This is a genomic window from Nitrosospira sp. Is2 (assembly GCF_033095785.1).
Classification (GTDB): Bacteria; Pseudomonadota; Gammaproteobacteria; order Burkholderiales; family Nitrosomonadaceae; genus Nitrosospira.
The window spans coordinates 2932797-2951324 of the sequence record NZ_CP137134.1; the positions used below are offsets into that span (position 1 = coordinate 2932797).

The 18528-nt window shown below is 52.2% G+C and carries 18 protein-coding genes; 12 read left to right on the forward strand and 6 right to left on the reverse strand.

Annotated features, from left to right (window positions below; translation table 11 throughout):
* Positions 1 to 13 precede the first annotated feature (13 nt).
* The 9 genes from R5L00_RS12880 (at position 14) to R5L00_RS12920 (ending at position 6614) form a co-directional block, all read left to right on the forward strand.
* Positions 14 to 403: a F0F1 ATP synthase subunit epsilon gene (locus R5L00_RS12880; protein WP_107693352.1), complete on the forward strand. Its 390-nt coding sequence runs from the start codon at positions 14 to 16 to the stop codon at positions 401 to 403.
* Complete coding sequence (locus R5L00_RS12885; RefSeq protein ID WP_317652127.1) at positions 396 to 755, forward strand: AtpZ/AtpI family protein; 360 nt, start codon at positions 396 to 398, stop codon at positions 753 to 755. The genes R5L00_RS12880 and R5L00_RS12885 overlap by 8 nt, the downstream gene beginning before the upstream one ends.
* On the forward strand, positions 748 to 1098 hold the full coding sequence (locus R5L00_RS12890) for an ATP synthase subunit I (RefSeq protein WP_317652129.1): 351 nt from the start codon (positions 748 to 750) through the stop codon (positions 1096 to 1098). Before R5L00_RS12885 ends, R5L00_RS12890 begins: the two co-directional genes overlap by 8 nt.
* Positions 1088 to 1756 carry a F0F1 ATP synthase subunit A gene (locus R5L00_RS12895; RefSeq protein WP_317652131.1) on the forward strand — a complete coding sequence of 223 codons (669 nt, stop codon included), beginning with the start codon at positions 1088 to 1090 and terminating at the stop codon, positions 1754 to 1756. Before R5L00_RS12890 ends, R5L00_RS12895 begins: the two co-directional genes overlap by 11 nt.
* A 139-nt stretch (positions 1757 to 1895) precedes the next feature.
* On the forward strand, positions 1896 to 2177 hold the full coding sequence (locus tag R5L00_RS12900) for a F0F1 ATP synthase subunit C (protein ID WP_107693348.1): 282 nt from the start codon (positions 1896 to 1898) through the stop codon (positions 2175 to 2177).
* A 3-nt stretch (positions 2178 to 2180) separates the two neighbouring features.
* Positions 2181 to 3032: a F0F1 ATP synthase subunit B gene (locus R5L00_RS12905; RefSeq protein WP_317652135.1), complete on the forward strand. Its 852-nt coding sequence runs from the start codon at positions 2181 to 2183 to the stop codon at positions 3030 to 3032.
* Positions 3016 to 4617, forward strand: coding sequence for an alternate F1F0 ATPase, F1 subunit alpha (locus R5L00_RS12910; RefSeq protein WP_317652137.1), 1602 nt, complete (start codon positions 3016 to 3018; stop codon positions 4615 to 4617). Before R5L00_RS12905 ends, R5L00_RS12910 begins: the two co-directional genes overlap by 17 nt.
* A 299-nt stretch (positions 4618 to 4916) precedes the next feature.
* A complete protein-coding gene (locus R5L00_RS12915; RefSeq protein ID WP_317652139.1) occupies positions 4917 to 5636 on the forward strand; it encodes a rhamnan synthesis F family protein in 720 nt (239 codons plus the stop codon).
* 210 nt (positions 5637 to 5846) lie between these two features.
* On the forward strand, positions 5847 to 6614 hold the full coding sequence (locus R5L00_RS12920; protein WP_107693344.1) for an FkbM family methyltransferase: 768 nt from the start codon (positions 5847 to 5849) through the stop codon (positions 6612 to 6614).
* Positions 6615 to 6852: 238 nt separating this feature from the next.
* Here the strand turns inward: R5L00_RS12920 and R5L00_RS12925 are convergent, their stop codons facing one another.
* Together R5L00_RS12925 and gshA are read right to left on the reverse strand one after the other, a co-directional pair.
* Complete coding sequence (locus R5L00_RS12925; RefSeq protein ID WP_317652142.1) at positions 6853 to 7554, reverse strand: glutathione S-transferase family protein; 702 nt, start codon at positions 7552 to 7554, stop codon at positions 6853 to 6855.
* A 296-nt stretch (positions 7555 to 7850) separates the two neighbouring features.
* Complete coding sequence (gene gshA / locus R5L00_RS12930; RefSeq protein WP_317652144.1) at positions 7851 to 9500, reverse strand: glutamate--cysteine ligase; 1650 nt, start codon at positions 9498 to 9500, stop codon at positions 7851 to 7853.
* A gap of 471 nt (positions 9501 to 9971) precedes the next feature.
* Between gshA and R5L00_RS12935 the strand changes: the two genes are divergently transcribed.
* On the forward strand, positions 9972 to 10397 hold the full coding sequence (locus R5L00_RS12935) for a helix-turn-helix domain-containing protein (protein ID WP_317652146.1): 426 nt from the start codon (positions 9972 to 9974) through the stop codon (positions 10395 to 10397).
* Between the two features lie 41 nt (positions 10398 to 10438).
* Here R5L00_RS12935 and R5L00_RS12940 read toward each other — a convergent pair whose 3' ends face one another.
* Both R5L00_RS12940 and R5L00_RS12945 read right to left on the reverse strand, forming a co-directional pair.
* Positions 10439 to 12193: an ABC transporter ATP-binding protein gene (locus R5L00_RS12940; RefSeq protein WP_317652148.1), complete on the reverse strand. Its 1755-nt coding sequence runs from the start codon at positions 12191 to 12193 to the stop codon at positions 10439 to 10441.
* Between the two features lie 470 nt (positions 12194 to 12663).
* Positions 12664 to 12891, reverse strand: coding sequence for a hypothetical protein (locus tag R5L00_RS12945; RefSeq protein WP_317652150.1), 228 nt, complete (start codon positions 12889 to 12891; stop codon positions 12664 to 12666).
* 294 nt (positions 12892 to 13185) lie between these two features.
* Here R5L00_RS12945 and R5L00_RS12950 point away from each other — a divergent pair, with 294 nt between their 5' ends.
* Both R5L00_RS12950 and ligD read left to right on the forward strand, forming a co-directional pair.
* Positions 13186 to 14106: a Ku protein gene (locus R5L00_RS12950; RefSeq protein WP_317652151.1), complete on the forward strand. Its 921-nt coding sequence runs from the start codon at positions 13186 to 13188 to the stop codon at positions 14104 to 14106.
* Positions 14107 to 14298: 192 nt separating this feature from the next.
* Positions 14299 to 16839, forward strand: a complete 2541-nt coding sequence (gene ligD, locus R5L00_RS12955; protein ID WP_317652152.1) for a DNA ligase D — start codon at positions 14299 to 14301, stop codon at positions 16837 to 16839.
* Between the two features lie 91 nt (positions 16840 to 16930).
* Here ligD and smbP read toward each other — a convergent pair whose 3' ends face one another.
* Positions 16931 to 17257 (reverse strand): small metal-binding protein SmbP, encoded by a 327-nt coding sequence (gene smbP, locus R5L00_RS12960; RefSeq protein WP_317652154.1) that lies wholly within the window; start codon positions 17255 to 17257, stop codon positions 16931 to 16933.
* A 142-nt stretch (positions 17258 to 17399) separates the two neighbouring features.
* Positions 17400 to 18434: a methyltransferase gene (locus R5L00_RS12965; protein WP_317652156.1), complete on the reverse strand. Its 1035-nt coding sequence runs from the start codon at positions 18432 to 18434 to the stop codon at positions 17400 to 17402.
* Positions 18435 to 18528: the final 94 nt, after the last annotated feature.

Genomic DNA, 18528 nt, shown 5'->3' on the forward strand with positions numbered 1-18528 from the left:
TTGCGGAGAATAGATGAATCTCAAAATTCTTTTACCGTTTCGCGTGCTCACGGAAAAGAGCGACGTCATGCATATTACCGTCGAGACGGATGCCGGATCGCTCGGATTCCTGCCACGCCGGCTTGACTGCGTAGCGGCGCTGAAGCCAGGGATTATGACTTTTAAGGCTAAAGGCGAGGCGGAAACGTACGTAGCAATTGACGAAGGAATTCTCGTAAAAACTGGCCAGGACGTGCTGGTGTCGGTACGCAACGCGAAGGGCGGGATTGATCTGAATACTCTCCGGAAAGCGGTCAGGGATGAGTTTTTGAGTCTCAATGTACACGAGCAGAGGATGCGCCGCATGATGGCAACCATGGAAAGCGGTTTTATTCGGCGTTTTGCGGAATTCCAACGTGAGTGATCAGCAGGAGAAAAAGACGGCGGCCGATGAACCCGAGTGGAGCCGGCTGGCGGGCGTCAGCGCGGCGCGGAAGTTGAAGGCCCAACGGGAGAAGTCTCATGCCGCGCGAACAGTCTGGTCAGGGTTAGGCATGATGGGGCTGGTCGGGTGGGCGGTGGTGGCGCCGACACTGCTTGGCGCGGGGCTCGGTGTCTGGTTGGACCGCCGCTACCCCACGAACCATTCCTGGACGATTACGCTGCTGTTTGCCGGTCTCGTCGTCGGATGTTTTAACGCTTGGTATTGGGTTACAAGGGAAGACCGCGAGACCCATAAACAACGGGAAAATGGAGGGACGGAGAGCGATGAGTGAAGTCACGGGCGTGGCACTCGGTGTGGTGACCGGCGTGATGCTTGGCGCAATTTTTTTCGGGGGGCTGTGGTGGACCGTCATTAACGGGACTAAAGCCCGGAGACCAGCTCGCTGCTTTATTTTCAGTATGCTGCTGCGCACCGGCATTGTCGTCAGCGGGTTTTATTTGCTGTTGGGTGTTCCCGGCGCTAGCTGGGCGATGATGCTTGCCGGACTCGCTGGATTTGGTCTTGCGCGGCTCGCAGCCACACGGCTGCTGTCGGCTCCTGTGCAAACGGTCGAGTCAGGGGATGTGAAAGGGGAAGGAAGCTGCCAAGGACGAAAGCCAAGCCATGCACCTTAGCCCTGATGACATCATTTTCTGGGAGTATGGCTTCCTGAAACTCAACGCTACAATTGTATATACGTGGGTGCTGATGTTGGTATTAGCCAGCGGTTCAAAAATGATCACGCGCAAGCTTTCGGTCGGGCTGGAAAGGTCCCGCTGGCAGAACTTGCTGGAGATCGTCGTCATCTCAATCAAGAAGCAGATTGAGGAAGCAGGTTTGCGCCGGTCGGACAGATATCTTGGTTTTCTTGGAACGCTGTTTCTGTTTGTCGTGGCTGCAAGCCTGTTCACAATCGTCCCTGGCTATCAGCCGCCCACAGGCTCGCTTTCGACCACCGTGGCGCTTGCGATTTGCGTATTCATCGCCGTACCGGTGTATGGCGTTAAAGAGCAGGGAATGGGGCGCTACCTGCGGTCCTATCTGAAACCGACGCCCATCATGCTTCCTTTCAATATTATCGGCGAATTGTCGCGCACACTTGCTCTGGCTGTCCGCCTATTCGGGAATATGATGAGTGGAACCATGATACTTGCAATTCTTCTGGGCATTTCGCCGTTTATTTTCCCGGTCGTGATGAGCGCGCTCGGTCTATTGACCGGCATGGTTCAGGCTTATATCTTCAGCATTCTGGCCACCGTTTATATCGCAGCCGCGACCCTGCGCGAGGGTTGAACCGGAAACCCTGAAGTCGTAAAAAGTAGAGATCAACAATCGCGTCGGCGATAACCCTCGGAACAGGACGTTCATTAAACTTTAGCAGGGTAATAACAGAAGAGTTGCCCCGGACCCGATGGAACAAAAAGGAGAGATTATGGACAGCGTGAGTCTGATTGCTATCGTATCAATTGTTACGGCGGGTTTGACGGTCAGCGTCGGCGTGATCGCTCCGGCATTAGGTGAAGGAAAGGCGATCGCCACGGCAGTAACGTCGCTGGCTCAGCAACCGGACGCGTCCGCCACCATTACCCGGACATTGTTTGTCGGCCTGGCAATAATCGAGTCTATGGCGATTTACTGTTTTGTGGTTTCCATGATTTTGATTTTCGCTAATCCCTTCTGGAATCACATCATTTCAGAGGCTGCGGGGAAGTAACTCGTGCTGATTGATTGGTTTACGGTCATTGCGCAAATGGTCAACTTTCTTGTTCTGGTATGGTTGCTCAAGCGTTTCTTTTACCGCCCTGTCCTCAATGCGCTTGACGCGCGTGAGAGGCGAATTGCCGCGGAGCTCGCGGAAGCGGGTGCTAAAAAATTGGAGGCTGACAAGGAAAGGGACGAATTTCAACGCAAGACTCATGAACTTGAGCAACAGCGTTCCGCGCTTTTGAGCAAAGCTCTGGAAGAGGCTCAGGTCGAACGACAACGGCTGCTTTCTGCTGCGCATGAGGATGCGGCGAAGTGGCGCGCCAAATGGGAGGAGACGTGGAACAGCGATTATCAAGGTCTGAGTGACGTCCTTGCGCAGAAAACTTGCGCAGAAATACTTGCCACCACCCGAAAGGTGTTGTCCGATATCGCCAGCTCGACTCTCGAAGCTCTTATTGTGGATGTATTCATTCAGCGCGTGCGCGAGCTGAACGCTGACCAACGGGCTCAGCTGGTCCTGGCATTAGCGGCGGAGCCTGCGACGGCCGCTGCGTCGCCGGAATGGGTGATCCGCAGCACGTTTGTTCTGTCGCCTGAGCAAAAGGAAAACATCGAGCAGGTGCTTCAGGAAAACCTGCTCGGCGATAAGCCAGTCCGGTTCATGACGGACCCAAGCCTGATCGCTGGTATCGAGCTTATCGCTCAGGGACACAAACTGGCGTGGACTATCGCTGACTACCTCTCGTCCCTTGAAAGAGAAGTAGAGCGGCTTTGGAAAAACCGGGCTGCGGCCGAACATGAACTCCAGCCTGAATCTGAAACACAACTTGATTGCCCCTTAACTGATGAGTGCCGTCAATAAAGGTCTCGAAGACATCTTCGATAGTGCATTGGCACAGCTCGATCGGGCACGGGCAGTCTGGAAGCCGCGGTTAGCCTTGCGCGAATTCGGAACCATCACGAGTCTAGCTTCCGGCGTAGCGAAAGTTTCCGGTCTTCCCGGCATTGGATTCGAGGAGGTATTGCGGTTTGCCGACGGCTCTTACGGTATAGCTTTTAATATCGAAGAAGATGAAATTGGCGTGGTTCTGCTGGATGAGTACTTTCACCTGCATACCGGGGATGAGGTGCAACGCAGGGGACATGTGATGGATGTGCCGGTGGGGGAGGCAATGATGGGACGGGTAGTCGACCCGTTGGGCCGCCCCAGGGACGGAAGAGGGGTGGTGGCTTCCACTACGCGTCTGCCGATTGAACGTGCTGCTCCGTGTATTATGGATCGGGCGCCTGTAACCGTGCCCCTTCAAACCGGTATCAAGGTCATCGATGCGCTCATTCCCATCGGACGCGGCCAGCGCGAGCTGATTTTAGGTGATCGCCAGACCGGTAAGACTGCGATCGCAGTGGATACAATACTCAATCAGAAAGACGAGGATGTCCTGTGCGTTTATTGCGCTATCGGGCAACGCGCGGCCGGCGTGGCGAAGGTGATTGCGACCCTGCGGGAAAACGGCGCGATGAGATATACGGTGGTGGTCGTGACGGAGGGTAACGATTCGCCCGGGCTCGCCTATATTGCGCCCTATGCTGCGACCAGCATCGCGGAGTATTTTATGGGACAGGGCCGCGATGTCCTGATCGTGTATGATGATCTCACGCATCACGCGCGAGCGTACCGGGAATTGTCGCTTCTCCTGCGTCGCCCGCCAGGGCGCGAAGCTTACCCTGGAGATATCTTTTACATCCACTCGCGACTGCTGGAACGGGCAACCCACCTGCGCGGAGGGCTCGGTGGCGGCTCACTAACCGCGCTGCCAATTGTTGAGACAGAAGCTCAGGATATTTCCGCATATATTCCGACCAACCTGATTTCCATCACTGATGGCCAAATCTACCTTTCGCCGACGTTGTTTGAATTGGGCGTATTGCCAGCAGTTGACGTGGGGAAATCCGTTTCTCGGGTCGGAGGGCAGGCACAACGCGCGGTTTACCGTGCGGCGACGGGCGATCTGAAGCTGGATTATGCTCAATTCGAAGAACTGGAGACTTTCGCCCGGTTTGGCGCCCGACTTGAGGAGGATACGCGCGCGATCATAGAACATGGTCGCCGGATCCGTGGGTGCCTTAAGCAACCGGAATCCGCACCCGTCTCCGTTACTGAACAAGTGGTTCTGCTGCTCGCGCTTGGCGCGAGACTCTTAGAGAATGTCCCACTGGACCGGTTGGTGGACGCCGAGTTGGCGTTGACGAAAGCAGTGGCGGACATGCCCGATGAGTTCCGTACGCGCATCGGGTGCGCAGAAAATCTCGGTGATGAAGACCGGGACGCGATACTGCAAGTTGCCCATGCGGCAATTGACAGTTTCAGAGCCACGGTACCGGTGGACGGCGGAAGCTGGAACCGAAAGAAGGACGTTCTCGATTATTTCAATACTGGCCCCGGCTGATGAAAGTATCTCCCCAACCGCCTGCCAAGTTGCCGTCGCTGTGGCCCCCAAACTGGCCGATAAAGTGGCAGCTCAAGGCCATATTCAGGGACCTCCAGTATCTTCGCGATGTAGCCTTTCACTTGCTTGCAAGAAATGGTACGCGAGCGATACCTCTGGTCAGGTTTTATGGAGAAGGATCGGTATCCCCCGACTACAATAAACCCGTGTGTTTATTTTGCAGTTACGATTCTGAAGGGGTCGTCAGAGAGAACGTATACCAATATCTTATTGAACTCGCGCTCGCCGGTTTCAATATCGTGTTCATCAGTTCGAGTGATGCCATCCGCGACACTGACATGGAAAAATTGTCGCGATGTTGCATAAGAATCATGAACCGGGAGAATAAGGGATACGATTTTTACGGATGGAAGACGGGGCTGGAAAAATATGCCGAGTACAGGTATCACTCGGGTCTGTTGCTGGCTAATGACAGTGTTCTTGGTCCGCTTTTCAGCATCCGCGACATCATTGCGCGGTTCGCTCGCTGCGAGGCTGATGTTGTTGGAATGACCGAGTCATTCCATTTTCATCCACATCTTCAGTCCTATTTTATTTACTGTAAAAAAAACGTCATCTTGTCTGAAGAATTCGTCCGATTCTTTCGCGAGGTCGACACACTTGAACTCAAGATTGCCATTATCCGGAAATACGAGGTCGGTTTTTCGCGCCTTCTTGGTGCCCGATTCCGCCTGTCAGCGCTTTATGGGCTGGAAACAGTTCTAGCTCGATTTGATTATCGCCAAAGGCCAATGAGGTGGATAGAACCGACTTTCCATCTATGGAAGCCTCTTATTACGGAGTTAAAATTCCCATTTCTCAAGAAAAGTGTTTTGAAGAGGAGGGGAGTATCTCTTGAAGAACTGGGAGCGGTGCTTGCAGAAAGCGGCTCGTCTTACGACCTTGCTATGCTGAACGATTGGATTGGTCCACAGGATAGCGTCCATCCCGCCCGTGAGAACTTTTCAGACGTTCCTTAAATAACTCCAGTCAACCGCTGCCAGGGGAACCCAAATTCAACCCGAATGGCGGTAGGACACGTTCTTGGGAGCCACGATTTTAGAATACGGTCGTGGACGGGCACCCTTAAAATATTTGTGAGTTGACAATAAAAACGTATATCCTTCGGCATTAGCCTGCTCACACCCATCTCTTTACCTGCGCTCATTAAATCTACTGTTGGCAACTAAATGTCCTCTTTTTTTATCGATGTTCTTTCCGGTTTGGCCGTAGCGCTTTATGGATTAAAAGGCGGGTACACAAAAGTAAATGTCAAAGGCCAGTCAATACGCATCGCGGTGGATAATTTCCGGACGCTTCAACGGGCAAAAACATATTCGATCAAGGAACCGGACACGCTTGACTGGCTTGACAGCTTTGAGCCCGGGTCGTGTTTTTTCGATCTCGGCGCGAACATCGGGCAATATTCCCTGTATCCCGCAAAGAAATACGGCAATGACATCCAGGTTTATTCATTTGAACCCCAATGCGCCAACTATTATCTGTTAAATAAGAACATATACCTGAACAAGCTTGAGAAAAACATCACCTCGTATTGCATCGCGGTATCCGGGGAGGAGGGATTTTCGAAACTGTACATTCCCAAATTTATCGGTGGCGGAAATCGTTCGCAATTTGGGAAAGAAGATCTGAAGAACATGAAAGTAGCGGCCACTCATATCCAGGGGATGTTTGGGGTAACCCTGGACGACTTATGCGCGAAATGGGGATTCCCCTACCCCAACTATATGAAGATCGATGTTGATGGCATCGAAATTCCGATCATGAGAGGGGCCGAGAACGTGCTGAAAAACCCGGCGCTTAAGTCGGTTATTGTCGAGTTGGGCACTCCCGAGGAGCAGGAGGAAGCAGTAAGTCTGATGGAACGAGCCGGCTTGAAAGTAAAATTCAAGACGACCAAAAACTGGGGCGAGACCTGTTTCGTGTTCGCAAAATAGGGTTAGGCTCCAGCGAGCAGACGTGAAGAGATAGCATTGGTGTGAAAATCTTTATAGGCGGGCGACCACTACGCCAGCAGTAAACTGACTACGAGTCTGCAAGACCTGTTGAGCGGCCAAAAAAACCAGTTGCGTCCCGATACCCGTCCTTATCGCGGCGGATCGACTCCATTTGAGGGAGCAAAAGCGCACATACCACCCGTGCAAGAACTGATGCGCGGCGTCAACATCAAAGCGGCTACAAATCCGGATAGTATTGCAGCTTTATTCGCTCCACATAACTTCTCAGGTTATCCTTCGTGAGGGCGTGTTCTTTAAGCGGCGATTCAATCGGGCAACCAAGGGTATTGATCAGAAATCCGAAGGCACTGGCATCGAGGCTGGTCGGTTTATCCCTCAGGAAATACGTTTTATCGCCAAGACACGCCGATAATGCATCGACGTCCTGCATACCCAGTTCAAAGATCTCTTCGGCACTGTGCCGCCCTGTACCATGACCAAGAATCTGCCGCTGTATTCTGCGGCGATAATAAAAGGCCGCGACATCACGAATGACAGGAGGCATTACACCAAAAATCGCTTTCTTATTCACTTGCCAATTTGCATCCGTATATTGCCACCTCGAATACATCGTCGCCCAAAACAGATGCTCTTCGAGCAAGCGCTGCATCGCTAGCGACAGCGCGGACTCTTCTAAAGTTAACTCTTCGTCGAGATCCCTATATTTGTTTTTGAGGTGCCGTATGATGAAACGCGAGTCTGCCAATTTGAGATCTCCATCCTCGATATAAGGCAGCTTACCCTTCGGAGCAAATAATGGAAGCGTTGGGTTTACCGTATATTTAATGTCCGCCATCCGCAGATACGTTTCTGTCTTGCAGCAGAAATGGCTGAGATTCGGAATGCCCCATGTACGTTCCAGCTGATAAAGTATGACCATCGAAGGGCCTCTTGAAATGATTTGTTTCAAACGTCACTTGCAATTAACCAGTGAGAAGCTTATTACATTCAATTGTAAAATGCACGAGCCAAGCTACCGTTTTCGTTCCATTATTTTTTAAGCTCATTAAGCTGAGTGAATTTGGATATTCCCTGTTCGATCAGCGGGCTAGCAGGTGCAACTCTTATATCACGGGAGTATTTTGTGACCCGTCCTGAGCATTTCCGAATTGACCTGTAATACACTGAGCCGAGGCGATTTCAAGAATCGGTGTCGGGTACTCCCGTCCGCTATGGCTAGCGAACCTGGCTTGCTTTGCGATCGATTCCGGGAAACTTCGCTGGTTCTGGTATCTTGGAAAAGTAGTTGCCAAGGAATTCATCGAAAGGGATTTCGCTCGCGTTATTCAACCGTTTCAGTTGCTCCAATGAATTCGCGACCTGTAAGTCAAAATCTCTCTTTACCGAATTATCCAGCGGTGTTTTTTGGAAATGAGAGGTGTATTCACGGGATTTTTGCAAGACCAGTTCCGCGACCGACAGCTTCTGGTCTCGCATTGTTGCCAGCATCTTTGCCGAAGACGTCAACTCGGGGTGGCGAATAACTTCCATCTGTTTATGTAATGCCTGAGTGTAGGGCCGGGCTTTATTACCATTGTCCAGTGCCTCGCAGATTTCCTGCAACTGGTCACAGAGTATCAATGCCCAGGTGCGCAGATGAACTTCCTGTCCTTTATTCAATAATTTCAACGCCGGATCTCGTCCTTTATTGGCTACGGCCAATGCGTTGTGTTTGACTTCGTCATATTGCCTAATGTCATGCGCAGGACTTTCATGAAATAAACAGAGCAGACTAAGAGCTTCAAGAAACCGGGTGGTTTCAATTGAAATTCCACTCGGCTCAAAAACATCGATATCAAGGGATCGTATTTCAATATATTGAATGCCCCTGTTACTCAATGCCCGCAGCGGTCTTTCATTTGGTCTTGTCAGTTGTTTCGGCCGAACTGAAGTGTAGTATTCATTCTCGATTTGGAGGAGATTGGTAGTCAACTGCCTGTATTTACCGCCAACCTTCGTGCCGACCCTTTCATAATCGAGATAAGGTATGGATGTCGCTTTGCTCAAGTCGCGTATGTACTCATCAAGACTGTTAAAGGAAACACGAAACGATGCTTGCACTGGGTTTACATAGCCGATCTCGCTCATCCTTAATGAGGTCGCGAAAGGCTTGTAATAGGAAGTCTCATCGAACTTCTCCAACGCATTCGAATAAGCAGAGTTGCGGCCATCGACAAAGCTTTTGCTGACCGCCGGGGATGAGCCAAATAGATAGGGGATCAGCCAGCCATACCTTTGCAGGTTTCTGATTGTTCCCATATAAGCACTAGCTCTGAAGGATTGCGGATCGCCAGGCTGTTTAGTGAAATCCTGGTATTCCAGCCAGAAGGATTCGGGAAGCGAGTAGTTAAAATGTATTCCCGCAATGACTTGCATGCAACCGCCGTAGCGGTAGCTCAAGCCCTGCCGGTATATATGCTTCATCCTTCCTATATTGGATGAGCCATAGCGGGCAATAGGAATTGCCGAGCTTCGCAAATCGCCGATTGGCATACTCGCCGACAGGAGCAGTTCATCATCAATGTTGGTGCAGACGTATCGATGCAAGTTTGTTAGAAAACCCAACATTTCGCTTCCATCCGATAATGCTGGCGTGATCAACTCGAGCAGAGCTTCAGAATAGTCCGTGGTTATGTTCGGATGCGTTAACGCAGCCCCTAGCTGAACAGGATGTGGAGATAGCGATATGGATCCTTCCCGACTAATGCGAAGACCTTCTTTTTCGCAGCCTTTTAAGCCATTGCGTATAAAAGGCTGAAGTGATTCACTGATACGCATTTCAAATCGCCCGCAAGGTAAGTTATTTGACATTTTTGCTCCGACCACTGCTGACATCAGTTACGCGTTAAGAAAAAAATACAATCATCTGACCAATTCAGTTGCTTCAATTCCGGGTCGGCGGTCTGGACTCATACGAGAAATTAACCAGGCTCGTTTCATTGCGGTATCTGCTAGCCACTTTGATCTTAGTTCTGGCTTGCAATAAGCAAGTTAGAAAAGCTTAGCTTACGAAATTGCAAAATGCAAGTATTTATGAGGTGTCCGCTTCATTTTCGCGCGCTGGGGAACCCGCACAGGTCGCTTTCGAGTTCTACACTTGGCACAATCAGTAAAGGAACGAGCATGCAGACAGAAAAGTATTTCTCGCCTTTGTGGAGCAATCGATGGCTCAAAACAGGTGTGCGCCAGCCTCGTAAGAGAACTCGTAGGGCATTCTTGGTAAACCCTGAAAGTGATTGCAACATACAATATATGTGTCTGCTTGCAAAATGCAACTGAGTAAAATAGACTATTGGAATGAATACCCAGGTTCAGCCCCATCGCTCCTCGTGTCCAGTCAGTTGCGCGCTCGATATATTGGGTGATAAGTGGACGCTGCTCGTCTTGCGTGACATTCTTTTCAAACGCAAACGTTATTTTCGGGAATTCCTCACATCGCCTGAAAAAATCGCTTCCAATATACTTGCTGATCGTTTAAGAAAACTGGAGGCGGCAGGTATGATTCTCCGACGGTATGATCCGAGTAATGGGTGCAAGATAGCCTATAGCGTCACGGAAAAAGGGATTGATCTAATACCTGCAATTCTGGAGCTGTTACGCTGGGGTGCAAAACATGAGGTAGCTGACAGTAAGCACGATGAATTAATTGAACAGTTTGACCGGAATCCCGAGCAAGTAATCGCTGAGATACGCTCGTCGCTAGGGGTGGGTAGCGTCGAGTGAATTGCTCACGCCGGAAGCCCTGTAGCTAAACTAGCGCCGGTTCATCGAAAACCGGAAGTGGCTTCCCTGCGGGACACGGATGGGGCTTCCGAAGCATATTCCGTCTCCGCGGAGGGGTGCAGGCGCTCAGCTTTTCCCTTTGAGAGCGTATATATGTTATCGGCTGCGTTGATTAATGCGGGCTGATGAGACACAGCTACAATGGTGAGAGTCTGGGCCAGCTTTCGGAGCGTTTCACAAAACAAACGTTCGGTTTCGGGATCAAGCGCACTCGTCGGTTCATCGAGCAGCAGAAAAAGAGGCTGATGAGCCAGTGCGCGGGCAATTGCAATACGTTGTCGCTGCCCTCCGGATAGTAATCCTCCCCGTTCCCCGACAACCGTATGCAACCCATCCGGGAGCGCGCTGACGAAATCCCAGGCGCCGGCTTGGTGTAGCGCCCGCTCTGCGTCGGCCTCAACCAGATCCGGAGCGCCGACCAGGATGTTGTTGAGGATGGTATCGTGAAGCAGGACGTTTTCCTGCGCTACGTAGCCGATCATGCGCCGCCAGTCGCGTGGATTAATTTCACGCAGAGGCACGCCATCGATTAGGATTTCTCCTGACTTCGGTTCGGCCAGGCTGCACAGAAGGTCCAGCAGGGTACTCTTACCCACGCCGGATGGTCCCGCAATTGTGGTGAATGAATGGACCGAAATCTCGAGGTTGAGATCCTGAAATATCGGCCGCGTGCCGTAGTCGAAGTAGATATGCCGCAGGGCGATTCCCTGCTGGAAGGTGGGCTGACGCGTACCCGTGGTCCTTTCTGCTGCGGCGCGAGCCTCGTCGATCGCGGTTCGCAGCGACCAGTAGGCGCTTTCCTGGGCCATGAGGTTCTGATATTTCCGCTGGGTTTTATTGAGCAGACTCAGGAGTCGGGTAAGGAGGAAAACCATCACCATTACGGCCGGCAGTGAAAGCTCCCACATTACAAGCGCCAGATACAGGCCGGTTGCAATGAGAGTGGCAAGGATGGGCTCCTGCAAGGCCATCAATGCTTCCCGTGCCATGATCTCGCGCCGGGTGGCTTTTTCAATTTGCCTGGTTTGATCGCGGAGAATAGCCTCTGCAACATTATCGCGTGCCATTGCTTTAAGCGATTTTACCGAACCGAGCACGTCGGAAAGATATGTCAGCAGGTGGCGGAGCAGATGTGTCTGCTTAGTCCCTGCCCTCCGGGTAGCGCGGATCAACTCGTTTAACAGCCGCAGCATCACGATACCCGCCAGGAAGGAGGTGAGCGTAGCCTGCCATGAAACAAACATGGCAACGGTCCCGTACACAACCACCTGTATCGCCAGCGCCAGCACCGTGACGCTATGTTCAAAACCGTTCGCCGCGCGGTATGCCTCGGTGGCCACCGAGTTTGCCAGCGAGCCCATGGGTTGACGCAAATAGTATTGCCACCGGCTGGCAAGTAGCGCATCGATTAGTTCGAGGCGGAGCGCAGTAGCGACATGAGCAACTGTATAGCCCACCTGTCTATTGGCCACGAGCAGGATCAGGCTTTTGACTATCATGCCGCCAACGATAATCGACAGCATGACTCCAATGGTCGGGACGATGCCGATGCTTTGCAGCGCTTCAACTACCCGTTTGCCGACATCCGAATTGGCGGTATCCCCTACCGCAATCGAGAGCAGCGGGAGAAGCGCGGTCAGGCTGAGCCCTTCAGCGACACCGGCCGCCAGCAGAGCAATCAGCACATACGCCGTCCGCCGGGGAAAAAGCATGCAATAGGTAAAGAGGGTCCGCATGGCCTAGATCAGCACAGAATCGATAATCATATCCTAAAATCGCGGCTCAGGCTGAATTGCCGGGCGGGGCTACATGAAACTGAACGCGCTAACCAACCTTAAGCGTCGGCCCGTAACGGGGCTATTTTGATTGATCAAAATAATCAAGCTGATTAGTTTGCTACGGGGGGAAACTCTGGACACCGGGCACAGGTTGCGCCCGGGAAGATGTTTGCACAGGCGATTCACGTGTTTCAAGATGGGTGTATTACGGTTACGGCTGGGTTTCCGGGAAGCTGCCGCAGTGCGCTCAACGCGCTCTGCGGAGGACGTGTCAGAGCTTCCTTTGGCGGTGACAAGGGACAGGCAGCCGATACCGATTATCAGCAAAATTTGCTCGGCCGGATCGGCAGCGATGGTTCCGTCTTTCGGACGTTTGGGCTATTGCTCCAGGCTGGGCGGTATACTCAACCAGAGCGAGCAAATTTGTTTTAATCGGTTTTTCGCGCTCCGCGGATATTAAGCGCGACCAAAGCAAACTGAAGGCCAATCACAGCGAACGCCTGTGCATGCCAGCCCCATGTAATCCATAAGGCGTTGCTGAACAGGGAACATACGAAACCCGCATGGCGCCTGCGCTTCGATTGATAAGTCAACAGCCAGACCGCGAGCACGTTGACGACCATGGCGGGCCACTGCAGTAGGGAAAAATAATCCATATTCTCCTGCTCTCCTGAAATAGCATTATGTCATGTTGATTTCACTGATTTCACTGATTTCACTGATTTCACTGATTTCACTGATTTCACTGATTTCCCTAGTTGCCGCTAACCGCATCCTCTCATTCATCCGTTCTGTTTTCCGTACGAAAGAACACAAAAGCATGCTTCGGAATTAGTGCGCCAACGCACATACAACGCGGGGTGGCTGGTGCATGATGGTTCATGCCGATGTTGTAAATTTTATTACACTGCTTCCCAAGCGCACGCACTAACGTCATTTTTTTGAATTGAATGATGGCGACTTCTACTTCAAGCAGCCGGGCCTTATGGAAAGGCGCTATCAGTTTTGGGCTGGTACACATCCCCGTAGCCCTTCATTCAGCCACTACGGACCATGGATTGAATTTTGACTGGCTGGACAAGCGCACGATGGACCCGGTTGGTTATAAGCGAGTGAACAAAAAAACCGGCAAGGAAATCGATAGAGAAAACATTGTAAAGGGGATCGAGTATGAAGACGGAAATTACGTCATTCTGAGCGAGGAAGAGATCGCCGCCGCCTATCCCAAAACGACACAAACTATCGAGATCGAGATGTTTGTGCCCCCAACCGATATTCCTTTCGTCTACCTTGAGCGCCCGTATTACGTCGTGCCGATCAACAAAGGGGCTAAAGTCTACGCGTTACTGCGGGAAGCCCTTTACAAGACACGCCGCGTTGGCGTCGCGCGGGTAGTTATCCAAACCAAACAGCACCTGGCCACGCTTGTGCCGACGGGCCCGGCGCTTGTGCTGAATCTATTGCGCTGGGGGAACGAAATACGCAGCTGGGAAAATTTGAGCTTCCCCCCGGAAGGAACGAAGGAGGCCGGAATCGTCGAAAAAGAATTGAAAATGGCGGAGCAGCTGGTGATGGATATGAGCGGAAAATGGCACGCCGAGGACTTTCGCGATGCATTCAAGGATGAGGTCATGAAACTCGTGCATGAGAAGGCGGAGAAGGGCGACATTGAAAGAGTGACTCAACCGGAGGAATCGGATGTGCTCGGCGGCGGCGCGCAAATTCTCGATCTTACCGAGTTACTTCAGCGCAGCCTGAAGAAGGGTGGGGACAAGGAAGAGCGTGAAAAGACACCCGGCAGAAAACCAGCCAAGGCTGGCGCCGACCGTGCAGAGCCCGGGACTAAGGGGGCGCATAAGCGCCGAGCGTAATGAGGGGGTGTAATTGAAGCGTTTTTGCCTCCTCGTTTGAGTTTACAGGGTGGGGTAAAGGGACGCCCTCCGCGCCATTCCTTCGTCGCATTAAGCAGAACCGGGCCGACCACGCTGGTCGCGGGACCGTCCATACCGATAACTGTAATTTACGCGTTCCCAAAAGGGGATACGGGTCGAGGTGTTCGAGTTATGCCAAAGGCTGACTTATTAAAGACTTACCGAGCGAAGCGTAATTTCTCTATTACCTCCGAACCTTCCGGTATGGGCGCCAGCGACCGGTCGAACAAGACCGCGCTATCATTCGTAGTACAGAAGCATTGGGCGACGCGCTTGCATTATGATTTCAGGCTGGAACTCGACGGAACCATGAAAAGCTGGGCTGTTCCGAAAGGACCCAGCTTTGATTCCGATGACAAACGCATGGCCGTTCATGTGGAAGACCATCCTATTTCCTACAACAGCTTCGAAGGCGATATCCCACCGGGACAGTATGGCGCCGGTAAGGTCATCATCTGGGATAAGGGAACGTGGGTTCCTCTCGAGGACCCGCACCGCGGCTATCGTGCGGGTAAATTGAAATTCGAGCTGCACGGGCACAAGCTAAAAGGTCGCTGGGCGCTGGTCCGTATGCGCAACGAACAAGAAAAGAAGCAGGAAGCCTGGTTGCTTATCAAGGAAAAAGATGAGTACGCGAGACCCGCGAGTAAATTTAGTGTGGTGGATGAAATGCCGGATAGCGTCGCCATGCTTCCAACGCCGGAAGCTCCTCTTGATGCCGGGGCCGCTGGTGCGAAACCGGCCGGAGGAATAAAAAACTCCCCGGCCTTGCTCGAGGGCGCAGTTAAAGCTGGACTTCCGGCGAAACTGCAGCCTCAACTTGCAACTTTGGTGGACGGGCCTCCCAATGACTCATTGGAGTGGGTCTATGAAATCAAGCTGGACGGTTATCGGATGCTGACACGTGTCGAGGGTGGGGAGATACGCCTGTTTACCCGCAACGGAAATGACTGGTCGCATAAATTGCCCGATCTGGTTAAAGCAATGAGCAGCTTGAGATTGAAGCCAGGATGGCTGGATGGCGAAATCGTGGTGTTGGATGAAAAAGGCTTGCCGAATTTTCAGGCATTGCAAAACGCTTTTGACAGCGCGAGGACGCAAAACATCATCTACTATCTTTTTGATGTGCCGTTTTATGACGGATACGATTTGCGACGCGTGCCGTTAACGCAACGCAGGGAAATGCTGAGCTCGTTGCTGGAATCCTCTTCTTCGTCCCACATACGCTTCAGCGAAGTCTTCGACGTGCCAGCAGCGGATATCATCGCTTCCGCCTGCCGTCTCGGGCTGGAAGGCGTGATCGGCAAGCGCAAAACCTCGGCATACCTGTCCCGTCGCTCGTCGGATTGGATAAAGCTCAAATGCACGCAACGCCAGGAATTTATTATCGGCGGTTACACCGACCCCAAGGGTTCCCGAGCCGGTATCGGTTCCCTGCTACTTGGCTTCTATGACGAAGACAAAAAGCTGCGGTATGCCGGAAACGTGGGTACCGGATTCAACGAGAAAACGCTGCGTGACCTCAAGACGAAGCTGGACAGCTTGACTGTCAGGCATTCCCCCTTCGCGGATGCATCTGGAATGGATAAAAAGTCGCATTGGGTGTCGCCCGAGCTGGTAGCTGAAGTTTCCTTCGGGGAGTGGACCAGGGATGGCCACATTCGCCACTCGGTTTTTCGCGGATTGAGATCGGATAAGAAGCCTGAAACCATCGTCAGGGAGAAACCCATGCATGCCACCAGCGCAAAGTCCGCGACAGCTTCGTCTGCATTGTCTTCCCTGAAGGTAACAAACCCGGACCGCGTGATCGACCCTTCTTCTCATTTAACCAAGATTGACCTCGTGCGCTTTTACTCTCTGATTGCGCCGTTGATGCTGGAGCATCTAAAAGGAAGGCCGGTATCTCTGGTGCGTGCCCCGGATGGTATTTCTGGACAATTGTTTTTTCAGAAGCATTGGGAAAAAGAAAACATGCAAGGCGTGGACCAGCTTGACCCTGCCCTGGATCCCGACCACCCGCCATTGCTTGAAATCTCAACCGCTAACGGCCTGCTGTCCGCGGCGCAGATGAACGTCATCGAGTTTCACACATGGAACGCAAAAAAAGACGCTATCGACAAACCTGACAGGATGACTTTCGACCTGGACCCGGGAGAGGGAGTGCAATGGCCGCGGATTCAGGAATCGGCCCGACTTGTTTCCATCTTTCTCAATGAGCTGGGGCTGAAGTCTTTTCTGAAAACCAGCGGGGGAAAAGGTCTGCACGTTGTGGTGCCGATTAAGAGGTTGCACGGTTGGGATACGGTGAAGGGTTTTTCCCAGGCGATTGTTCAGCACCTTGCGGCAACCATTCGGGGGCTTTTCGTTGCAAAGAGCGGTTCCCGTAACCGCGTTGGGAAAATTTTTATCGATTATCTGCGCAATGGTTTCGGAGCGACCACTGTATCGGCCTGGTCAGCGCGGGCTCGCCCGGGATTGGGCGTATCAGTGCCAGTCGCATGGGAAGAACTGGAGTCGCTTGCGAGTGCAAATCACTGGTCTATTTCGAATATTCATGAGCGTCTGGACAAAGGCAATAGCCCATGGGCCGACTATGAAGCGACCAGGCAATCCATTGCACCAGCGATGAAAACGTTGGGATACAAGCCGGTTAAAGAAACGGCGAAGCATTAATTCGTCTGTTCCGCCGCCGCCTCTTCGCTGAGCTCGTGGCAGAGGCAGTCGGGAATCGCCTCCGTAGAAATATCCGGGAGATCAGCAGCGGTCATTTTGATTGTTCTTTTTCCCGCAAATGACGCGCGGCTCTCTCTGCGGCTTCTGTGGCATCCTCAACATCGCCTTCTTCCGCTTCTTCAATGGCGATATCCATTTCTTCAAACACTTCCTTATCGTGTTCCGCCTTCTCATGCTCGCCATAAATCGGCTTTTGCAGGTGCGTGTAAGGATGTTCCTTATTTTCTTCGATCAACTCCCTTTTCGCTTCCTGCGCATGGCGGCCTACTCCTCTCGCATCGCCCTTCCTTCCACTCTCAATCGCCTGCTCCAAATGTGTTCTGGCGTTCTCACCATGATCTTCCTCCGCATGAACCACCAAAGGGCTGGCAACCATCGCGGCTAAAATGATCCAGAAACAGCCGCATGTTCTGGTTGAATTGCTCATCATCTTCTACCGAAATCAATCAGGATAGCTTGGCTCGAGCTAGAAAACATCCATTTGACAATCAAGTAACGCTCTACAGTTTGACTCCGGTTACAACACTGTAATAGCCGAAGGCCGGATATACGTGTGTGTCCTGAAAACCAGCGTACTTCAGCATTGTGGACAACTCCCGACCTGAATACGATTCTCCCTCGGTCCAGCCCATCATTAACATGCTATAGGCAGCCGGCGCGAAAGGCCCCGTTTTTTCGTCGTTATAAATCACATCGTGGATAATGATGCGTCCTCCAGATCCCATACTTGCGAAGCTCTTTTCCGCGAGAACTTTGCACTTTTCCAAGGGCCAATCGTGGAAAATGTTGGAATAGAAGTGCAGGTCAGCTTCAGGAAATGGATCATTCCACATGTCGGCAACATGTGTTTTAATCCGATCCCGCAAGCCGTATTTAGCAATGAACTCCTGAGCGACTTCGCATATCGGCTCCAGATCCAGAACGACACCTTGAAGATGCGGTACTTTTAAAGCCGCGCCAATCGTATGAGCGCCCGACCCTCCGCCTATATCGAGCATCCGTTGGTGGCCGGAAAGATCGACGGCCTCTGGCCAGGCGGATGCCAATGTCATGCTGATGCTGTGCATCCCGCGAGTGAATTTTCGCGCCAGTTCGGCTTGCTCCTCGTGGGATTTGTATATGTCGCCGCCGCCATAGGCCTGAGGCACATCAGTCAGCACCGCTCGTTCCAGGCTGGCATAGGAAAATACCTCGGAATTATCGATCATCATATCCCAGAAGAAACCGAAGTAACTGGGGCTTTTTTCGAGGAGATAATCTTCAGCAAGGGAGGTAAGCGAATAACGCTCGTCGTGGAGCGAAAGAAAGCCCAACGCCGTGGCGGCGGATAACATGGCCACCGCCGGCCTTCTTTTAATGTTCAGCGCTGTGCAGATCTCGGGCAACGTCCGCGCCCCCTGTTCAAGCAGCGGGAAGACTTTGAGTCGATGAGCGATGAGGAGCGCCGGGTAGCCGTAAACCGCGAACACGGCATCCCATAACGGCCTGTCGTCTCCTCGGGGCTGGTGTGGCTTTAGGGGCGGTTGCAGGGCCATAACAATCCTCTTTTATTGTAATTGACTTGGTGGTGGCGACACGGATTTTTCCGCGTTCGGACGTGAATTATTCAGGTTCCCTCCAGATTCAGTA

Excerpts from the sequence above, each read along its gene's own strand:
- R5L00_RS12880 (WP_107693352.1), top strand. The coding sequence starts at position 14 with ATGAATCTCAAAATTCTTTTACCGTTTCGCGTGCTCACGGAAAAGAGC.
- R5L00_RS12890 (WP_317652129.1), top strand. The coding sequence starts at position 748 with ATGAGTGAAGTCACGGGCGTGGCACTCGGTGTGGTGACCGGCGTGATG.
- R5L00_RS12895 (WP_317652131.1), top strand. The coding sequence starts at position 1,088 with ATGCACCTTAGCCCTGATGACATCATTTTCTGGGAGTATGGCTTCCTG.
- R5L00_RS12900 (WP_107693348.1), top strand. The coding sequence starts at position 1,896 with ATGGACAGCGTGAGTCTGATTGCTATCGTATCAATTGTTACGGCGGGT.
- R5L00_RS12910 (WP_317652137.1), top strand. The coding sequence starts at position 3,016 with ATGAGTGCCGTCAATAAAGGTCTCGAAGACATCTTCGATAGTGCATTG.
- R5L00_RS12920 (WP_107693344.1), top strand. The coding sequence starts at position 5,847 with ATGTCCTCTTTTTTTATCGATGTTCTTTCCGGTTTGGCCGTAGCGCTT.
- R5L00_RS12925 (WP_317652142.1), bottom strand. The coding sequence starts at position 7,554 with ATGGTCATACTTTATCAGCTGGAACGTACATGGGGCATTCCGAATCTC.
- R5L00_RS12935 (WP_317652146.1), top strand. The coding sequence starts at position 9,972 with ATGAATACCCAGGTTCAGCCCCATCGCTCCTCGTGTCCAGTCAGTTGC.
- R5L00_RS12940 (WP_317652148.1), bottom strand. The coding sequence starts at position 12,193 with ATGCGGACCCTCTTTACCTATTGCATGCTTTTTCCCCGGCGGACGGCG.
- R5L00_RS12945 (WP_317652150.1), bottom strand. The coding sequence starts at position 12,891 with ATGGATTATTTTTCCCTACTGCAGTGGCCCGCCATGGTCGTCAACGTG.
- R5L00_RS12950 (WP_317652151.1), top strand. The coding sequence starts at position 13,186 with ATGATGGCGACTTCTACTTCAAGCAGCCGGGCCTTATGGAAAGGCGCT.
- ligD (WP_317652152.1), top strand. The coding sequence starts at position 14,299 with ATGCCAAAGGCTGACTTATTAAAGACTTACCGAGCGAAGCGTAATTTC.
- R5L00_RS12965 (WP_317652156.1), bottom strand. The coding sequence starts at position 18,434 with ATGGCCCTGCAACCGCCCCTAAAGCCACACCAGCCCCGAGGAGACGAC.